This window comes from Microcoleus sp. AT3-A2, assembly GCF_036705685.1.
In the GTDB taxonomy this organism is placed as follows: Bacteria; Cyanobacteriota; Cyanobacteriia; order Cyanobacteriales; family Microcoleaceae; genus Microcoleus.
Genome location: NZ_JAUBVF010000008.1, coordinates 60056 through 73442, shown reverse-complemented (window position 1 = coordinate 73442; position 13387 = coordinate 60056). Strand labels below are relative to the sequence as shown.

Sequence of the window (13387 nt, the reverse complement as noted above, 5' to 3'; positions counted from 1 at the left end):
CGGGTGCATAACTCCTCAATTAGAAATTAAAGGACTGAAGTCATAACTACAAACTGGTTAGTAGTTATGACTTCAGTCCTCATAATTTAAGATGTCGCTTTCACTTCCAGAGCATACTCTTTAAACCTTTCCAAGTCAGCCATAAGAGTCGATTCAACTACTCGCGCTAGAAATGAATTGTCCATCAATTTTGCCAGCCAGCCGGGAACTCCATAAGCTACCGTCAGTTTGACAATACTGCTGTTTTTGCGATCGTAAAATCTTATCGCACCCCGATTTGGCAAACCGTCTACCGATTCCCACTGAATTATCTGCTTGGGCACTAATTTGACAATCCGAGAAAGCCAGCTAAATTCTAACCCGCCAGTTGCGAGTTTCCAGCGCGATAATTCCGGGTTGTCTTCGAGAACGCGAACTGATTCGATCCACTTCATCCAGCGCGGCATTTGCTCTAAATCAGACCAGAGTTGCCACGCTAATTCGATGGGAACTGCTACTTCTATTTGGACACTGTGTTCTAACCAATCAGTCATGCGATTTTAGATTTTAGATTTTAGATTTTAGATTGTGGATTTCTCGTTACTAGGCTCTGCCTGGTAACGCATTTCACTCTTGCTCTGCTTGGCGTTTCCTATCTCAATACTGGAGGCAGAGCCTCCTGATAGGCATTCCCAGGCAGAGCCTGGGAACCAGAGAAGACGAGGGAGAACTAATGACTAATGACTGTAAGCTTCGAGAATTGCCTTAGCCGCTTGATGGCCTGAAAGTGTCGCTCCTTCCATACTATCAATGTAGTCTTGCTGAGTGTAACTTCCTGCTAGGAAGAAATTGGCGATCGGAGTTTTTTGAGCAGGGCGGAAAACATCCATCCCCGGTGCTTCACGATACAAAGATTGAGCGAGCTTAACTACACTGTACCAAGTCATGTTTAATTCCCGCGCTGAGGGGAATAAATCCTGAACTTGCTTAAGTACGTGTTGGGCGATCGCCTCATTGCTTTGTTTAATAAACGGATCTCCCGGTGTCAGCACCAACTGGAGCAGCGAGCCTTGTCCTTCTTTATAATAATCCTTGGGACTTGCCAGCGCTAGGTCTGCAAAACAGGAAAAGTCTGCATCTGCTGAATACAGCAAATTATCGATTCCTACAGCATGGCTCAACTGTTTGCGCTTGGCTTCGTCTTCCAGTTCCGTTACCCAACCGTCGAACCGCAATTGTACTGTAGCAACTGGCACCGCATCTAACTTATAAATGTTGTCAAATTCTGACCATTTGCGCCAAGCTGGGGGCAATATTTTCTGAATTCCTGGCACATCTAATGCAAACACATAAGCATCGGCGGTAATAGTTTCTTCCGTTTCGCCGCTAGCTATTGCCAAACCAGTTACGTGAGTTTCTGCACCTTCTTGAAACTGAATTTCTCGAACTCGGCGCCGCGTGTGGATTTTCGTTCCTTTGCTTTCCAAATATTCCACAATTGGTTTGTGCAAATATTCGTTGGGAGAACCAGCTAGCATCCGCATGACAGAAGCTTCTGTTTTTGATGCAAAGAATTGGAATATTGTCAACATACACCGGGCAGAAATATTTTCAGTGTCGATAAAACCCAGTGCGTAGGCGATCGGATTCCACATTCTTTTGAGCGAGTTTTGGTTGCCACCTTGACTGCGGAACCAGTCAGCAAAGCTAACTTTATCCAAATCGCGGATAGTTTTCATGGCCCCGTCAAAGTCTATCAAACCTCGGACGATCGGGCTAGTTCCCAGGGCGATCGCATTTTGAATTTTGTCTTGTACGGATAACTGAGAAGTCGTGAAAAACGCCTTCAAACCGTGCAAAGGAGCACCCACGGGAAAACGAAAATCTAAAGAACCGGTTTCGCCCCCTCGATTGATAAAAGTGTGAACGTGTTCTTTGAGGAGCAAATCGTCAAATGCCCCCACTTTTTTCATCAGGGCAAATAAGTTATAATAGCAGCCGAAGAAGACGTGCAAACCCATTTCAACGTGATTGCCGTCGGGATCTACCCAACTGCCGACTTTGCCGCCGACAAACGGGCGGGATTCAAAAATTTCTACTTCGTGGCCAGCATCCACTAAATCGACTGCTGTGGTCATTCCAGCCAGTCCCGCACCTGCGATCGCAACCCGCATTTTACCTATCCTTTACACTATTTTTACAAATTGTAACAAAATTTAGAATATTAGAAATATTATTAAAGTTCATAAATGCCGATCGACACTTGTACAGCCCTCTGAATTCTGGCTAGGACATCGGCACTAATTTGACCGTAAGGGCCTTGTTCTAGGAATGTCTGCCGCAAAGCAGAAACGTTTTCACATACATCTAGAGAATCAGCTTGCAATCCTCCCTCACCCGCAGGAATCAAGACACGAGTAGGATTTTCTACTCCTGCCAGATTACTTGTGAAAGGAACCACAATGACAGAATCAGTAAACTCGTTGCGGATATCGGGAGAAAACACAACTACAGGTCTTTTTTTGGTATCTCCTAACTGACGCAAAGCCCTTGAAAGATAAATCTCACCTTGGCGAGGATAAGTTTTTCCTGTTGAGTTAGAGTCCATCGCTGCTCCATGTTTTTTCTATCTGTTCCTCTACAAAATTAAACCACTCTTTTTCCTCCTCAATATCTTCTGGGCTGCGGTTTTGATAAAACTTCCGCAACTTATCTTCTATTTGCTTAGCGTACCAGAGACGGAGAGCTTGTTCGATCGCCTCCGTCCAATCATCAGTAAGTTGGTCTATTTTTTCCGCGAATTCAGCATCAAGGGCTACTAACACTTCTCGCTTTTGAGTAGAATTTGACATAATCATTTTCCTTAATAATTTAAAAACTATGGTGCGCTGGGGCGCACCTTACAAATTACTTTTACATCTTCTTTCTTCCTTCTTCCTTCTTCCTTCTTCCTTCTTCCTTCTTCCTTCTTCCTTTAAAACATTGGCATCAACTGAAGTGGCCCAATTCCCAACTCTTTAGCAGACACCCAGCGCACCTCAAGCAAAGCGATCATATCCTTAAACTGAGGCTGACCGCGAGAAGCACCCATCAACCCTTTAGCAATAATCAAACCGCACCAACCGTTGGTTAATTTACAGCGACGGTCCCACTTTTTGCGAGCTTCCTGATGCACCGGATCGTCTTCATTAAACTCTCCAAACAAATACAGCTCCCCATTTTTTGTTTGCAAAATACCCAAGTCGAATTGCTCATCCTGAAAAGGATTTTCGCCCGGATTAAAACCAATCCCCTTGACGCCTCCAGCTTCTTTCAAATCCTGAATCATAGTTTTTGCCTTCGGATGAGAAGTTTGGATCATCACCACCGGCAAACCATCTCCGGCGGTATTAATATCAACTTCTGCACCTTGGTGAAACTGGACACTTTGGCGCAGGAAATCTACCGTTTCCCAAGGTACGGCGCCGAGACTCAAAAATGAATTTTGCGGCACCAAATCGTCCCGCAGCAGTGGCTTGTCAAATTCATCATCATCATCTTCATCATCGTCATCATCATCACCGAGCATCTGTAATAATTCGTCTGACACATCGGGCATCGTGGAAACTTTAACGGATACCTGTTGAATTTCTCCGTCAGGCTGCGGCACAGGGATGCGGTAGCGACTGCTAAGAGTGGGAAAAGTGTCTGATCCCAATTTCCGGCGACCGTTGCGGAAAAAACGGTGAAATGCTTCGAGAGCAACTAACATCGTGAGGGCTTCTTCTTCGTAAAGAATCGATCGCAATCCTTCTAAAGGATGTAGGTTGCCGAAATTTGGTTCAATTTCCGATGGAGGCAAATCGGCTAAATCAATGTCTTCCTCGTCGTCCTCATCAATATCGGTGGCACTTTCAAAGGTAACAAACAAACAGTCTTGCCCTAAAAAAGCCTGTTCTAAATCTTCAAAAGATTCATCGTTGTTGACGACTCGTTCTCGAAACCGCTTCAAGGATTCTAGAGAACGGTACAGTAAAACTCCGTAATCCATTCTGCCTTGCCCCAATACGGACACGTAGAGGCTGGCGACATCCCACTGATTGATTTCAATAGATATAATTTGGTGTTCGCTCAAAGTCCGCCACGGAGCATCTTGCCAAATTTGAGCAGCTTTTTCCATTAAAACTTCAGCATACTGAGGGGGCAACTCAGGAGGTCTGTTGATCGCGACCTCTTCCATGCCGCGAAATATTTCGTCAATTAGGGGCAATTCCGGCACGTAGTCAATGGAAATGCCTAAATCTTGAAGTACGCCCCGCAGATAAAATTGAATTTCTCGGTTTTTGACTACTATTTTTTGGGGGCGGACTGCGGGAGCCGGACTTTGGGGATGTTCCATTGCCCGTAGCAATGCCCGGACGAGCGCCTCTGGGCCGGCATCTGGACCTACCATGTCCATAGCCCTCACGACTCCTTCAGAGCCATCGACCCAGAGAATGCACTCGCCACCAGCTTCTAGAACGTCATCGTCATCTAGCATCATGTGTGAGTCAGCATTAGATAAGGGTCGGCGATCGCCCTCCCACACGCTGGGAATTTGAGGTAAGTTTTGTAGCCGACGAAGAGTAGTGCGATTCAGCGCTGCCATAGAGTAAGCCCGTTGGGTGAAGCATTGTTGCGGTGCCGATAGCCGGTCAACCGCTGCTTATCAATCATAAACCCTATAGGGGGAGAGGACATCAAGCTGGGGAACGAGGCCCCACGGGAATTAAAAATTAGAAGGTAAAAATTCAGCCTTCAGCATCTAACTCAAGGCCTTCTGGCGAATGCCTGTACAATGGAGGCATAAGATTAACTCTTTTGGCGTAAGTCCCGCGCTGTAATTGTACTAAATTGGGCGTCGGGATATAAGCCAAGCAAGGCTTGTGAAAAAGAGCGACAAGTTCCTAATTTCTCTAGCAAAAAACGTGTAAAATATAAGTGGTTGCGACCCACCCACTCGACTGCAAACAACAGGCTACAGTAGCACTAAGATGCTTGGCAAGGACAACAGACCGCGAGAAAGGGGGAAAGAACAGACCGCTGGTTGACAGGGTACGCCCTGTTGTGAAATATAATCCATGTTTGTTGTACGAAAGAGTTTTTTGCCTTGGGAAACAGGGTTTCTGCGTGGGTTCCCTAGGAAGGGATAAAGGGTGTAAAAGCCCAGAGATGCTGTGTCAGACTCGGATCGTCTTCAGTGACGAATACCCACCAATGGGATACCCAACAGAGCAACGGCAAACGAGACACGAAGCGCGAACTATAACGGTATTCCGTTTAGTTTGGGTATTTCACACTCTTAGCATTAGACAATCTCAGGAGTTCGGCAAATTATGACTCAAGCCATTTCTGAAAAGCGCGGCATTCAAATGACGGACTCTGCTGTCCGTCAAGTTTTAGCTCTCAGAGAGAAACAAGGTAAAGACCTCTGCTTGCGGGTAGGGGTGCGCCAGGGCGGATGCTCTGGAATGTCCTACGTGATGGATTTCGCAGATCCCAGCACTGTCAAATCCGACGATGAAGTGTTCGACTACGACGGTTTTCAGGTCGTTTGCGATCGCAAGAGCATTCTTTATCTCTACGGTTTGGTTCTCGACTTCAGCGATGCTATGATCGGGGGCGGCTTTCAGTTTACTAACCCCAACGCAACTCAAACTTGCGGTTGTGGCAGTTCATTTTCTACATAAATGGGAAAATAGGGCGTGGGGCAGAAAGTTGTTAACTGCCCCACGCCCTTTTCCATGCAACATCCCAAATCTAAAATCTAAAATCGAATGACCCCTGAAGAATTGTTTAAAGACGGTTTCGATCGCTACCAAGCTGGCGAAGCCCCGGCTAATCTGATCCCCGTGTTTAAAGAAGTGTGCGAAAAAGCTCCCAAAAATGGCAATGCCTGGGCTAGCCTCGCGTGGCTCTACCTGTTGGAAAATAAACCTGCACCGGCTCAAAAGGCAGCGAAAACAGCCGTTAAATTGAACCCTCATGACCCCCAAGCTCGCATCAACCTAGCAGTAGCGATCCTTGATCTCAAAGAAAAAGGAGTGCGCCCCCACGTAGAAGTGGCTCAGCAACTCCTGATGGCTTCCGAAGAGTTACTCGACGAAGTTAAAAAAAATTTTGAAGAAGGATTAAAGAGAAAACCCGACTGGAAGAGTCTAGCCCGCGTTAAACAGTGGCTTCTGGAGCCGTAACCGCGCAAACAAGTCGATTTTTGGGCGGGGATCGAAGAAATCGGGTTTGTGGTTTATTACGAGATCGTAATAAATCAATAAATAACTTTATGGAAAACTCAGAAAGTCAGTGCTAGTATTTGAAAACTTAGACGATTGACAAACCCGCTCAGCGGTTTTCAGATTTTACTACGACAATACTAGGAGTTGTAAAAACATGAGCAATGAGAGCCACGTTAACATCAAACCAGCAACCCGCAACCATAAAGGTTTCTTTATTCAGCCCGCTTCTTACAAATTGATGAGCATAGATAAATCTGGCTGGGCATTGATTTGCATGGACAAAGCAGTTTGTCACTATGTAGATCCTGATGATTTGCAATTGCCCAATAAGTCGGGAATGTCTGAAGGTTAATTCTGAAGTTTTGAGAGACTTTAAGATGCTTTATTTGAGTAGCTGCCCTCCCTAGAGAGGCAGCAACTTTTTTAGTAAGAAAAAAGTCCGGCAACAAAGCAGTGTACCGGATTTAAGGGATAAAAGGATAAAAGGAAGAATTATTAATTCCCGATTCCCGATTCCCTAATGGGTAGATTTCAAAGCAAAAAGCATCTCCAACTGAGCAGTTGTCGGTTGTGTAGAAGCTGTGGCTACGCTAACTCCTCGGAGAGAATTGAGCAATTCAGCGACGGGCGGCGAAACTAAATTTGGCTGTACTGCGAGCAAATATTGGTTAGCCCAAGACATGGTTTTTTCCATATCTATGTAAAAGTAACCTTGGTTGGCCCGCGGTAAAGAAGTAGCGATCGCCTGAAAACTCGGACTGCTGCTTAGCGGCTGGGGTGGCGTCGAAGTAATCACATCAACTAAAGGCCCGCCGAAAGCTACAAACACAGAATTTTCATTCAGCCAACCGTGCCCGAATAAAGTGCCTTGCTGGGGTATTTTCCATTCCGTAACTTCCTTTCCTTGAACTTGTCTGGGGGCGACGCTGACTGTAGGATTGCTTTTGGCGATCGCATCGAGTTTTTTCAGGGTTGCTTCTGCAGCAGGGCGATCGCTCGTTTCAAAAATCATCGCCGCCCCCATTCCCAACTGAGACAAAATCCCTTGATTGGAACCGATCGCCCCGATCGCAAATTCCCCGTTCATCCAACCAAAAACTTCACGATCCGCATCCAAATCCAACCGATTAAAACTACTCCTCACCTGCTGAACTCCTCTGTCAACTTCCGGGCTATCTTTTCCCTGGGCTGTCGCTTGCGACCAAATTTGATCTAGTCCCTTGCCGCCGACTAAAGCAATAGTTTCGTCGGGAAATCTGGGTAACAATTTCGAGGGGACTTGTGGATTTTGCTGGACGAATTTAGGGTCTAACTGAGCGATAGTTTTTACCCTCAATCCCGCACTATCCACCCCAATTCCTGCAACCAAAGACTTAACTTGTTTAAACTGCGAAAACACTGTCCAAGGCAACTGGATATCTGGGGGCAAATTAGCTTTCAATTGCTCAATTGCAGCAGGATAGTCAGCAATATAAACAGTTGCGATCGGATTCTTGACACCAGCACTCTCTGCAAAAAACTTAGTTGTGCTCTGCTGGGTGGCAAGGGAGGGTTCTCCTTTAAAAGTATCGATCGCCAATTCCACAGGCTTTTTCAAAGGAGCCATCACTAATTGGTCGTTCAGCAAAGCCAAACTGTAGCGCTTGCCAGTTGGCTCTGCAATTTCAAAAATTTTAACTCCTTTATACTCGGTTTCTTGAGTAGTTGCACCGGGCTGAGATTTTAATTTATTAGCAAAATTCCAAGCGCTAATTTTATTTTTGACGCTGACTACTACCAGCAGTTTTGGAGGCTCTGTATTTGTCACAGCATCAGGGGGCAGCAAAGCGACCATCACCCCCCCTAACCAAGGTTTTAAGTCCCTGTCAAAGTCGATTTGAGTGCCTGCCAAGCTTTGTTCTTGAAAGGTCTTCAAACCCTGACCGATCAACTTTTGAGCCCCTGGCGTGCCAAATCGCTGCAACTGGGCCAACGCTTGGGGATTGGGGGAGATGAACGCGGCCATCATTGCTTCGTCGGGTACAACTTTGGCGCTGTCTTGAGGGTTGGATACTTGTTGGCTCAAACCCTGGAAGTAAAAGTAGACCGCAGCGCTACCTGCTGCGGCGATGGAGGCAGCAATTAGAAGCTTTGATTTTTTTGCAGGCATGGTTTGTGTTCCTCGCGTCCCATATCAGTTTAATCAAAATACAGAAAGCTTGTGGAGAGGCGATCGAGGCTGCTGTTTATTTTTGTATGATTTAACACAAGTTTGGACGATCGTCTAAACTGCTAGAACTGTGCATTATTTGTAAAAGATGAAAGTAGCGATCGCGGGAGCAACGGGATTTGTAGGTAGCCGGCTGGTGGAGAAACTGCAAGCTGCGGGAGATAAAGTGGTGGTTTTGAGCAGGGATGCGGCGAAGGCTGGCCGAGTTTTTCCGGCTTCAGCTTATCCGAATTTGGAAGTTGTCGCCTACACTCCGGCGTCGTCTGGTGATTGGCAAAAGTCGATCGCAGGCTGCGACGCGGTTGTCAATTTAGCCGGGGTTCCGATTGCGGAGGAAAGGTGGACGGAGGCGCGCCAGCAAGCAATTCTGGACAGTCGCAGACTGACGACAGCAAAATTGGTCGAGGCGATCGTCAATGCTAATCCTAGACCATCGGTGTTTGTTAGCGCATCGGCGATCGGCTATTACGGAACCAGCGAAACCGCTGAGTTTGACGAAACGAGCCTCGCGGGAAACGATTTTTTAGCAGCAGTTTGCAAAGACTGGGAAGCAGCCGCCCAACCTGCAAAAAATGCGGGAACGCGGTTAGCAATTTTGCGGCTGGGGATAGTTTTGGGAATGGGAGGTGCGTTGGCAAAAATGCTGCCACCTTTTAAACTATTTGCAGGTGGGCCGCTGGGCACTGGGAAACAGTGGTTTTCTTGGGTTCATCGCGAGGATGTGGTTGATTTAATTTTGTACGCTTTGCAAAATTCGCAAGTTGAAGGTGTTTTGAATGCGACAGCACCGAATCCGGTGCGGATGAATGAATTGTGTCAAACTTTAGGGGAAGTTTTAAAGCGGCCTTCTTGGTTGCCGGTGCCAGGTTTTGCTTTAGAAATGCTGTTGGGAGACGGGGCAAAACTTGTTTTGGAAGGGCAGAAAGTGTTGCCTAAACAAACTTTAGCTAGCGGTTTTCAATATCAATATCCGACGCTGAAATTAGCACTAGAAGAGATTTTGTCTGGAAGCTAGGAAGTAGCCGAATCCTCGTTGTCCAAGAAACCGGATTTCTTCGATAATTGTGGCATCCTCACGCCGGATTTTGTTAATAAACCCGGTTTCTGAGGGTCCTGCGGGCCTAATCCAAGAAACCGGGTTTCTGCGATAATTTTGGCATCCTACCGAAGATTTTGTTAATAAACCCGGTTTCTGACTCCCCGACGCGATCACCTCAGCCTCAGCCAAGAAACCGGGTTTCTGCGACAATTTTTGCATCCTCACGCCCGATTTGGGTAAGAAACCCGGTTTCTGAATCCCCACGCGTGTTCCCAGAAACTCCAAGAAACCGGGTTTCTGGGAGAATTTTGGCATCCCAACAGAGATTTGGGTTTCAAACCCGGTTTCTCAACCCCCCACGCGATCGCGCCTAACCCTGAGCCAAGAAACCGGTTTTCTGTGATAATTTAGGCATCCTACCCAAGATTTGGGTTTCAAACCCGGTTTCTGAACCCCACGCGCGACTATATCTAGTTGTTATAATAAATAAACCTGAGCATTTTTTCTTCTAATAGAATAGCTTGTATTAATTGCCAGATGAAGATTAAGCGCGATCGCCCCCCCGGAGAGTGACAGAAGAGGGATATAGGGTTTAATCTTCAATATTGCGATCGCAATATAAACGCATTCTTAATATTCTGTTTATTCCTTGCTATTGAAACTGTTTCAGAGTAATCTAGTAACCATAAGTCAGTTATAATATTTTCATAAGTTGGATTCACGAAAAATTTCTGCAAGTTTAACTCACATCTCTGGCGCTCAAATCATATGGACACATCTGAAAAGTTTTGTTTTTGTACTCTAGCTGTAGGTGATAGGTATCGTGCTCATGTAAAGATGCTAGCTCAAGATATCCAGACCCATATGCCTTCCACAACTTTATGTATCCTAAGCGATCAACCAGAGCAGTTTAAAAATTTCCCTCATGTTCTGGTGTTCAAGCACCACCTCCAGAGTGTGAAAGGGTATCATGACAAACGTTTCGTTCTTGAAAAAGCTCTCTCACTATTTGAGAGTTGTATGTTTTTAGACTCTGATGTTAGATTGCTAGGCCCTCTAGTAGAAGAAATGAATTGGTCTCCTGGAATTACAGCAAGAGCAGGTACTGATTTGGTCAAACACATACAAAACATTAAAAATCCGAAAAAAATTGAAGTTATAAAAGCAGCAGGGCAAAAACTAAATATTGATCTTCAACAAGTGAAGTGGCTTCACGAGTTTATGTTTGTCATGAAGAGACAGAATGGATTAGAAGGGAAATTTTTTGAACTTTGGCAGACAATTTCTTACTTTTTTGAAATCCAAGAAATCTATCATGGTGAGGGTTATGCTATGGGGCTAGCTGCGGCTCGAATTGGGATGACATTTGATTTTTTCCGCGAAGACAAATTTCCATTCTTTAAGGATAATATTGAACGAGTAAGAATCCAAAATGGACAAGCAATTATTCAGGAGAAACAAATTTACTTCGACATCCATAAACAGATTGAATATCCCAAACGTTCCCTTTGGGAGAAAATCAACAACAAACTAAGTAAACAGGTTGTGTTTTATTATCGATTATTTAGACTGAGAGTTTTTATTAAAAAAGATCCTAATTATTATAAAATCTTTGGATGAGTATACAAAAAATAATGGCTCTTCATTACTTGGTATGCTAACTTGTATAGAAATGTAGTCAAAACCTTTGCGGAGCAAAGGTTTTGACTATTTATTTAGATGAATTGGGCTAGAATGAGCGATATTTCGTTTAATCCTTATTTAATATTGTTTCCGGTTGCATCGGAATGATTTAACCACAGAGAACGCAGAGAACACAGAGGGAGATAAGAGAGATGAATAATTCCGATGCTACCGGATTTGATATAACAAGGTTTACAGCTTGATTTTGGGTTGTTTAGCATACTACGTACTGAAGAACCAAATATTTCAACCTGAAAGCAGATGATGCAGTAATTTGCAGTATAGAAAATGGAAAAATAGTCATAGAGCCTGTAAATCAGAAACTTTCCAAATATACCCTAGATGAATTATTAGCAGGCGAAATAGAACCGGGCGAAGAAATCTCTTGGGGAAAACCAGAAGGAGAAGAATTTTGCTAAAATATATCCCCGAACGAGGTCATTTTATTCGCTTCAATTTCGATAATCACAGAGATTTATGGAGAAACCCGGTTTCTGATCCCGGCGCGATCGTGAGCTTTGAGCAAACTCGCCGGATCGGGCCCAGCGGGGATAATGCAGCCGGGATTCAGCGGGAACAAATTGCCGTAATAATCGCGCTTCACAGCCTCCAAATCGCAAGTGCCAGCAACTCCCGGTAACTGGTACAAATCGCGCAGATAAGCTCCCAAATGCTCGTAATCTTGAATGCGGCGCACATTGCATTTGAATAAGCTGTAGTAAACTGCATCAAAACGGAATAGAGTAGTAAAAAGCCGCACGTCTGCTAATGTCACCCGATCGCCACAAAGGTAACGACTCCTCAAGAGCGATCGATCGATCTCGTCTAAAACAGCAAACAATTCACTGCAAGCCGAGTCATAAGCAGCCTGAGATTGCGCGAAACCGCAGCGATAAACGCCGTTATTCACCGATTGGTAAATCTTCTCATTCCACTCGTCAATTTGCGATCGCAAATCCAGAGGATAAAGATCCATTTGAGGATTGCTAGCAAACTCGTTAAACTCCGAGTTTAGCATCACAATAATTTCCGAACTCTCGTTATTGACGATCGTCTTTGTCGAGTCATCCCACAGCACCGGCACCGTACACCGCCCCTGATAGCCCGGTAAAGCCAACTGGTAAAGTTCCGGCATCGTGTTGCAGCCAAAAGTCTCCGACTCCATCACCCACATTCCCCCTTCCGAGGGATAGACAATAGAGACGGATATCGCATCTTCCAGCCCTTTGAGCGCCCTCGTCACCAGAGTGCGGTGCGCCCAAGGGCATCCCGTACCCACAAAGAGGCGATACCGTCCCGCAGCGGGCCCGTGAGGGTTGTCTGGTGCAGTGCTGACAAAGTTGCGGAAACTGCTGCTGGGGCGAATGTATGCTCCGGTGCGATCGGGCGGCGCTAGTTTTGACATCATTAATTGCCACATTGATGTCCAGACAAATTTGCCTAGCTTGACTGTTACGGATGAAGGAAGCGATTTGTTTTTCACAATGCGATTAAAAGAGGTTTGCTAAACATAATCAGCTTATTTTAACTCACATTGCGAGGTTTATTCCCTCGTTCCCAGGAAGAGCGTGGGAACGCAGATGCTTTGGCTCTGCCTCGATGTTGGTTTTGAGTTATAATAATCTACTAAGTCCTTGGCGCTTAACTTAAATTTATGGATTTCACAGGCACTTTAAATCAGATCGTCGCCCTCAGCGTTCAAGATCGGATTCGTCTTGTACAAGCAATCTTAGAGAGTATAGCGGCAGAACAGGTTCACCCCGATCTGACAGACTTTCAAAAGCAGGAACTCGATCGCCGAATTGATGATACTGAAGCAAATCCTGATAATGTGCTGACCTGGGAAGAAGTTAAAGCTTCAGTCAAAGCACGAAAATAAACTATGAATTATGCGTTAGTATTCCGCCCAGAAGTTCGTGAAGAAGTTGATGAAGCTTACACTTGGTATGAAAGTCAGCAACTAGGACTTGGTGACGAGTTTTTAGACTGTATTGACGAAATGCTCGATCGAATTTGCCAGATGCCGGAGTCCTATCCAGTTGTCTATCGCGATGTTCGGCGATCGGTGGTGCGTCGCTTTCCCTATGCTGTGTATTATCGCATTGTATCAAGCCGAGTGATAGTGACCGCCATTTTTCATGGTCGCAGAGACTCAACAGCATGGCAAACGCGAACCTAACAAGTTCCCTCGTTACCATGCTCTGCCTTCCTCTGTTCCCTCAC

14 protein-coding genes are annotated in these 13387 nt (G+C 45.4%); 7 read left to right on the top strand and 7 right to left on the bottom strand.

Going from position 1 to position 13387, the window contains the following annotated elements:
* Positions 1 to 86 precede the first annotated feature (86 nt).
* From QUB37_RS07440 to QUB37_RS07420, 5 genes are all read right to left on the bottom strand, one after another.
* A complete protein-coding gene (locus tag QUB37_RS07440; RefSeq protein ID WP_333160539.1) occupies positions 87 to 533 on the bottom strand; it encodes an SRPBCC family protein in 447 nt (148 codons plus the stop codon).
* Positions 534 to 716: 183 nt separating this feature from the next.
* Positions 717 to 2153 carry a 9,9'-di-cis-zeta-carotene desaturase gene (gene zds / locus QUB37_RS07435; protein WP_333160537.1) on the bottom strand — a complete coding sequence of 479 codons (1437 nt, stop codon included), beginning with the start codon at positions 2151 to 2153 and terminating at the stop codon, positions 717 to 719.
* 62 nt (positions 2154 to 2215) lie between these two features.
* Positions 2216 to 2587, bottom strand: a complete 372-nt coding sequence (locus QUB37_RS07430) for a type II toxin-antitoxin system PemK/MazF family toxin (protein WP_333160535.1) — start codon at positions 2585 to 2587, stop codon at positions 2216 to 2218.
* The gene (locus QUB37_RS07425) at positions 2577 to 2831 is read right to left on the bottom strand and encodes a hypothetical protein (RefSeq protein WP_333160532.1); all 255 of its coding nucleotides are present in this window, start codon (positions 2829 to 2831) and stop codon (positions 2577 to 2579) included. The genes QUB37_RS07430 and QUB37_RS07425 overlap by 11 nt, the downstream gene beginning before the upstream one ends.
* A gap of 122 nt (positions 2832 to 2953) precedes the next feature.
* Positions 2954 to 4606, bottom strand: coding sequence for a DUF6930 domain-containing protein (locus QUB37_RS07420; RefSeq protein WP_333160530.1), 1653 nt, complete (start codon positions 4604 to 4606; stop codon positions 2954 to 2956).
* Between the two features lie 727 nt (positions 4607 to 5333).
* Between QUB37_RS07420 and QUB37_RS07415 the strand changes: the two genes are divergently transcribed.
* From QUB37_RS07415 to QUB37_RS07405, 3 genes are all read left to right on the top strand, one after another.
* Positions 5334 to 5687, top strand: a complete 354-nt coding sequence (locus tag QUB37_RS07415; protein ID WP_006632680.1) for a HesB/IscA family protein — start codon at positions 5334 to 5336, stop codon at positions 5685 to 5687.
* Positions 5688 to 5774: 87 nt separating this feature from the next.
* Entirely contained in the window at positions 5775 to 6191 is a 417-nt protein-coding gene (locus QUB37_RS07410; protein WP_333070877.1) for a tetratricopeptide repeat protein, read from the top strand.
* 196 nt (positions 6192 to 6387) lie between these two features.
* Entirely contained in the window at positions 6388 to 6585 is a 198-nt protein-coding gene (locus QUB37_RS07405; RefSeq protein WP_190743630.1) for a hypothetical protein, read from the top strand.
* Between the two features lie 165 nt (positions 6586 to 6750).
* Here the strand turns inward: QUB37_RS07405 and QUB37_RS07400 are convergent, their stop codons facing one another.
* Entirely contained in the window at positions 6751 to 8382 is a 1632-nt protein-coding gene (locus QUB37_RS07400) for a DUF3352 domain-containing protein (RefSeq protein WP_333160527.1), read from the bottom strand.
* 148 nt (positions 8383 to 8530) lie between these two features.
* Between QUB37_RS07400 and thyD the strand changes: the two genes are divergently transcribed.
* On the top strand, positions 8531 to 9457 hold the full coding sequence (gene thyD, locus QUB37_RS07395) for a thylakoid membrane protein ThyD (RefSeq protein WP_333160524.1): 927 nt from the start codon (positions 8531 to 8533) through the stop codon (positions 9455 to 9457).
* 792 nt (positions 9458 to 10249) lie between these two features.
* Complete coding sequence (locus QUB37_RS07390) at positions 10250 to 11101, top strand: hypothetical protein (protein ID WP_333160522.1); 852 nt, start codon at positions 10250 to 10252, stop codon at positions 11099 to 11101.
* A gap of 538 nt (positions 11102 to 11639) precedes the next feature.
* On the opposite strand, the gene QUB37_RS07385 is transcribed toward QUB37_RS07390, so the two are convergent.
* Positions 11640 to 12584, bottom strand: coding sequence for a glutathione S-transferase C-terminal domain-containing protein (locus QUB37_RS07385; protein ID WP_333160669.1), 945 nt, complete (start codon positions 12582 to 12584; stop codon positions 11640 to 11642).
* Between the two features lie 234 nt (positions 12585 to 12818).
* Here QUB37_RS07385 and QUB37_RS07380 point away from each other — a divergent pair, with 234 nt between their 5' ends.
* The gene (locus QUB37_RS07380; RefSeq protein WP_333160520.1) at positions 12819 to 13043 is read left to right on the top strand and encodes an addiction module protein; all 225 of its coding nucleotides are present in this window, start codon (positions 12819 to 12821) and stop codon (positions 13041 to 13043) included.
* A gap of 3 nt (positions 13044 to 13046) precedes the next feature.
* Positions 13047 to 13343 carry a type II toxin-antitoxin system RelE/ParE family toxin gene (locus QUB37_RS07375; RefSeq protein WP_172187606.1) on the top strand — a complete coding sequence of 99 codons (297 nt, stop codon included), beginning with the start codon at positions 13047 to 13049 and terminating at the stop codon, positions 13341 to 13343.
* Positions 13344 to 13387: the final 44 nt, after the last annotated feature.

Excerpts from the sequence above, each read along its gene's own strand:
- QUB37_RS07400 (WP_333160527.1), bottom strand. The coding sequence starts at position 8,382 with ATGCCTGCAAAAAAATCAAAGCTTCTAATTGCTGCCTCCATCGCCGCA.
- zds (WP_333160537.1), bottom strand. The coding sequence starts at position 2,153 with ATGCGGGTTGCGATCGCAGGTGCGGGACTGGCTGGAATGACCACAGCA.
- QUB37_RS07410 (WP_333070877.1), top strand. The coding sequence starts at position 5,775 with ATGACCCCTGAAGAATTGTTTAAAGACGGTTTCGATCGCTACCAAGCT.
- QUB37_RS07390 (WP_333160522.1), top strand. The coding sequence starts at position 10,250 with ATGGACACATCTGAAAAGTTTTGTTTTTGTACTCTAGCTGTAGGTGAT.
- QUB37_RS07440 (WP_333160539.1), bottom strand. The coding sequence starts at position 533 with ATGACTGATTGGTTAGAACACAGTGTCCAAATAGAAGTAGCAGTTCCC.
- QUB37_RS07380 (WP_333160520.1), top strand. The coding sequence starts at position 12,819 with ATGGATTTCACAGGCACTTTAAATCAGATCGTCGCCCTCAGCGTTCAA.
- QUB37_RS07430 (WP_333160535.1), bottom strand. The coding sequence starts at position 2,587 with ATGGACTCTAACTCAACAGGAAAAACTTATCCTCGCCAAGGTGAGATT.
- thyD (WP_333160524.1), top strand. The coding sequence starts at position 8,531 with ATGAAAGTAGCGATCGCGGGAGCAACGGGATTTGTAGGTAGCCGGCTG.
- QUB37_RS07420 (WP_333160530.1), bottom strand. The coding sequence starts at position 4,606 with ATGGCAGCGCTGAATCGCACTACTCTTCGTCGGCTACAAAACTTACCT.
- QUB37_RS07405 (WP_190743630.1), top strand. The coding sequence starts at position 6,388 with ATGAGCAATGAGAGCCACGTTAACATCAAACCAGCAACCCGCAACCAT.
- QUB37_RS07375 (WP_172187606.1), top strand. The coding sequence starts at position 13,047 with ATGAATTATGCGTTAGTATTCCGCCCAGAAGTTCGTGAAGAAGTTGAT.
- QUB37_RS07415 (WP_006632680.1), top strand. The coding sequence starts at position 5,334 with ATGACTCAAGCCATTTCTGAAAAGCGCGGCATTCAAATGACGGACTCT.
- QUB37_RS07385 (WP_333160669.1), bottom strand. The coding sequence starts at position 12,584 with ATGTGGCAATTAATGATGTCAAAACTAGCGCCGCCCGATCGCACCGGA.
- QUB37_RS07425 (WP_333160532.1), bottom strand. The coding sequence starts at position 2,831 with ATGTCAAATTCTACTCAAAAGCGAGAAGTGTTAGTAGCCCTTGATGCT.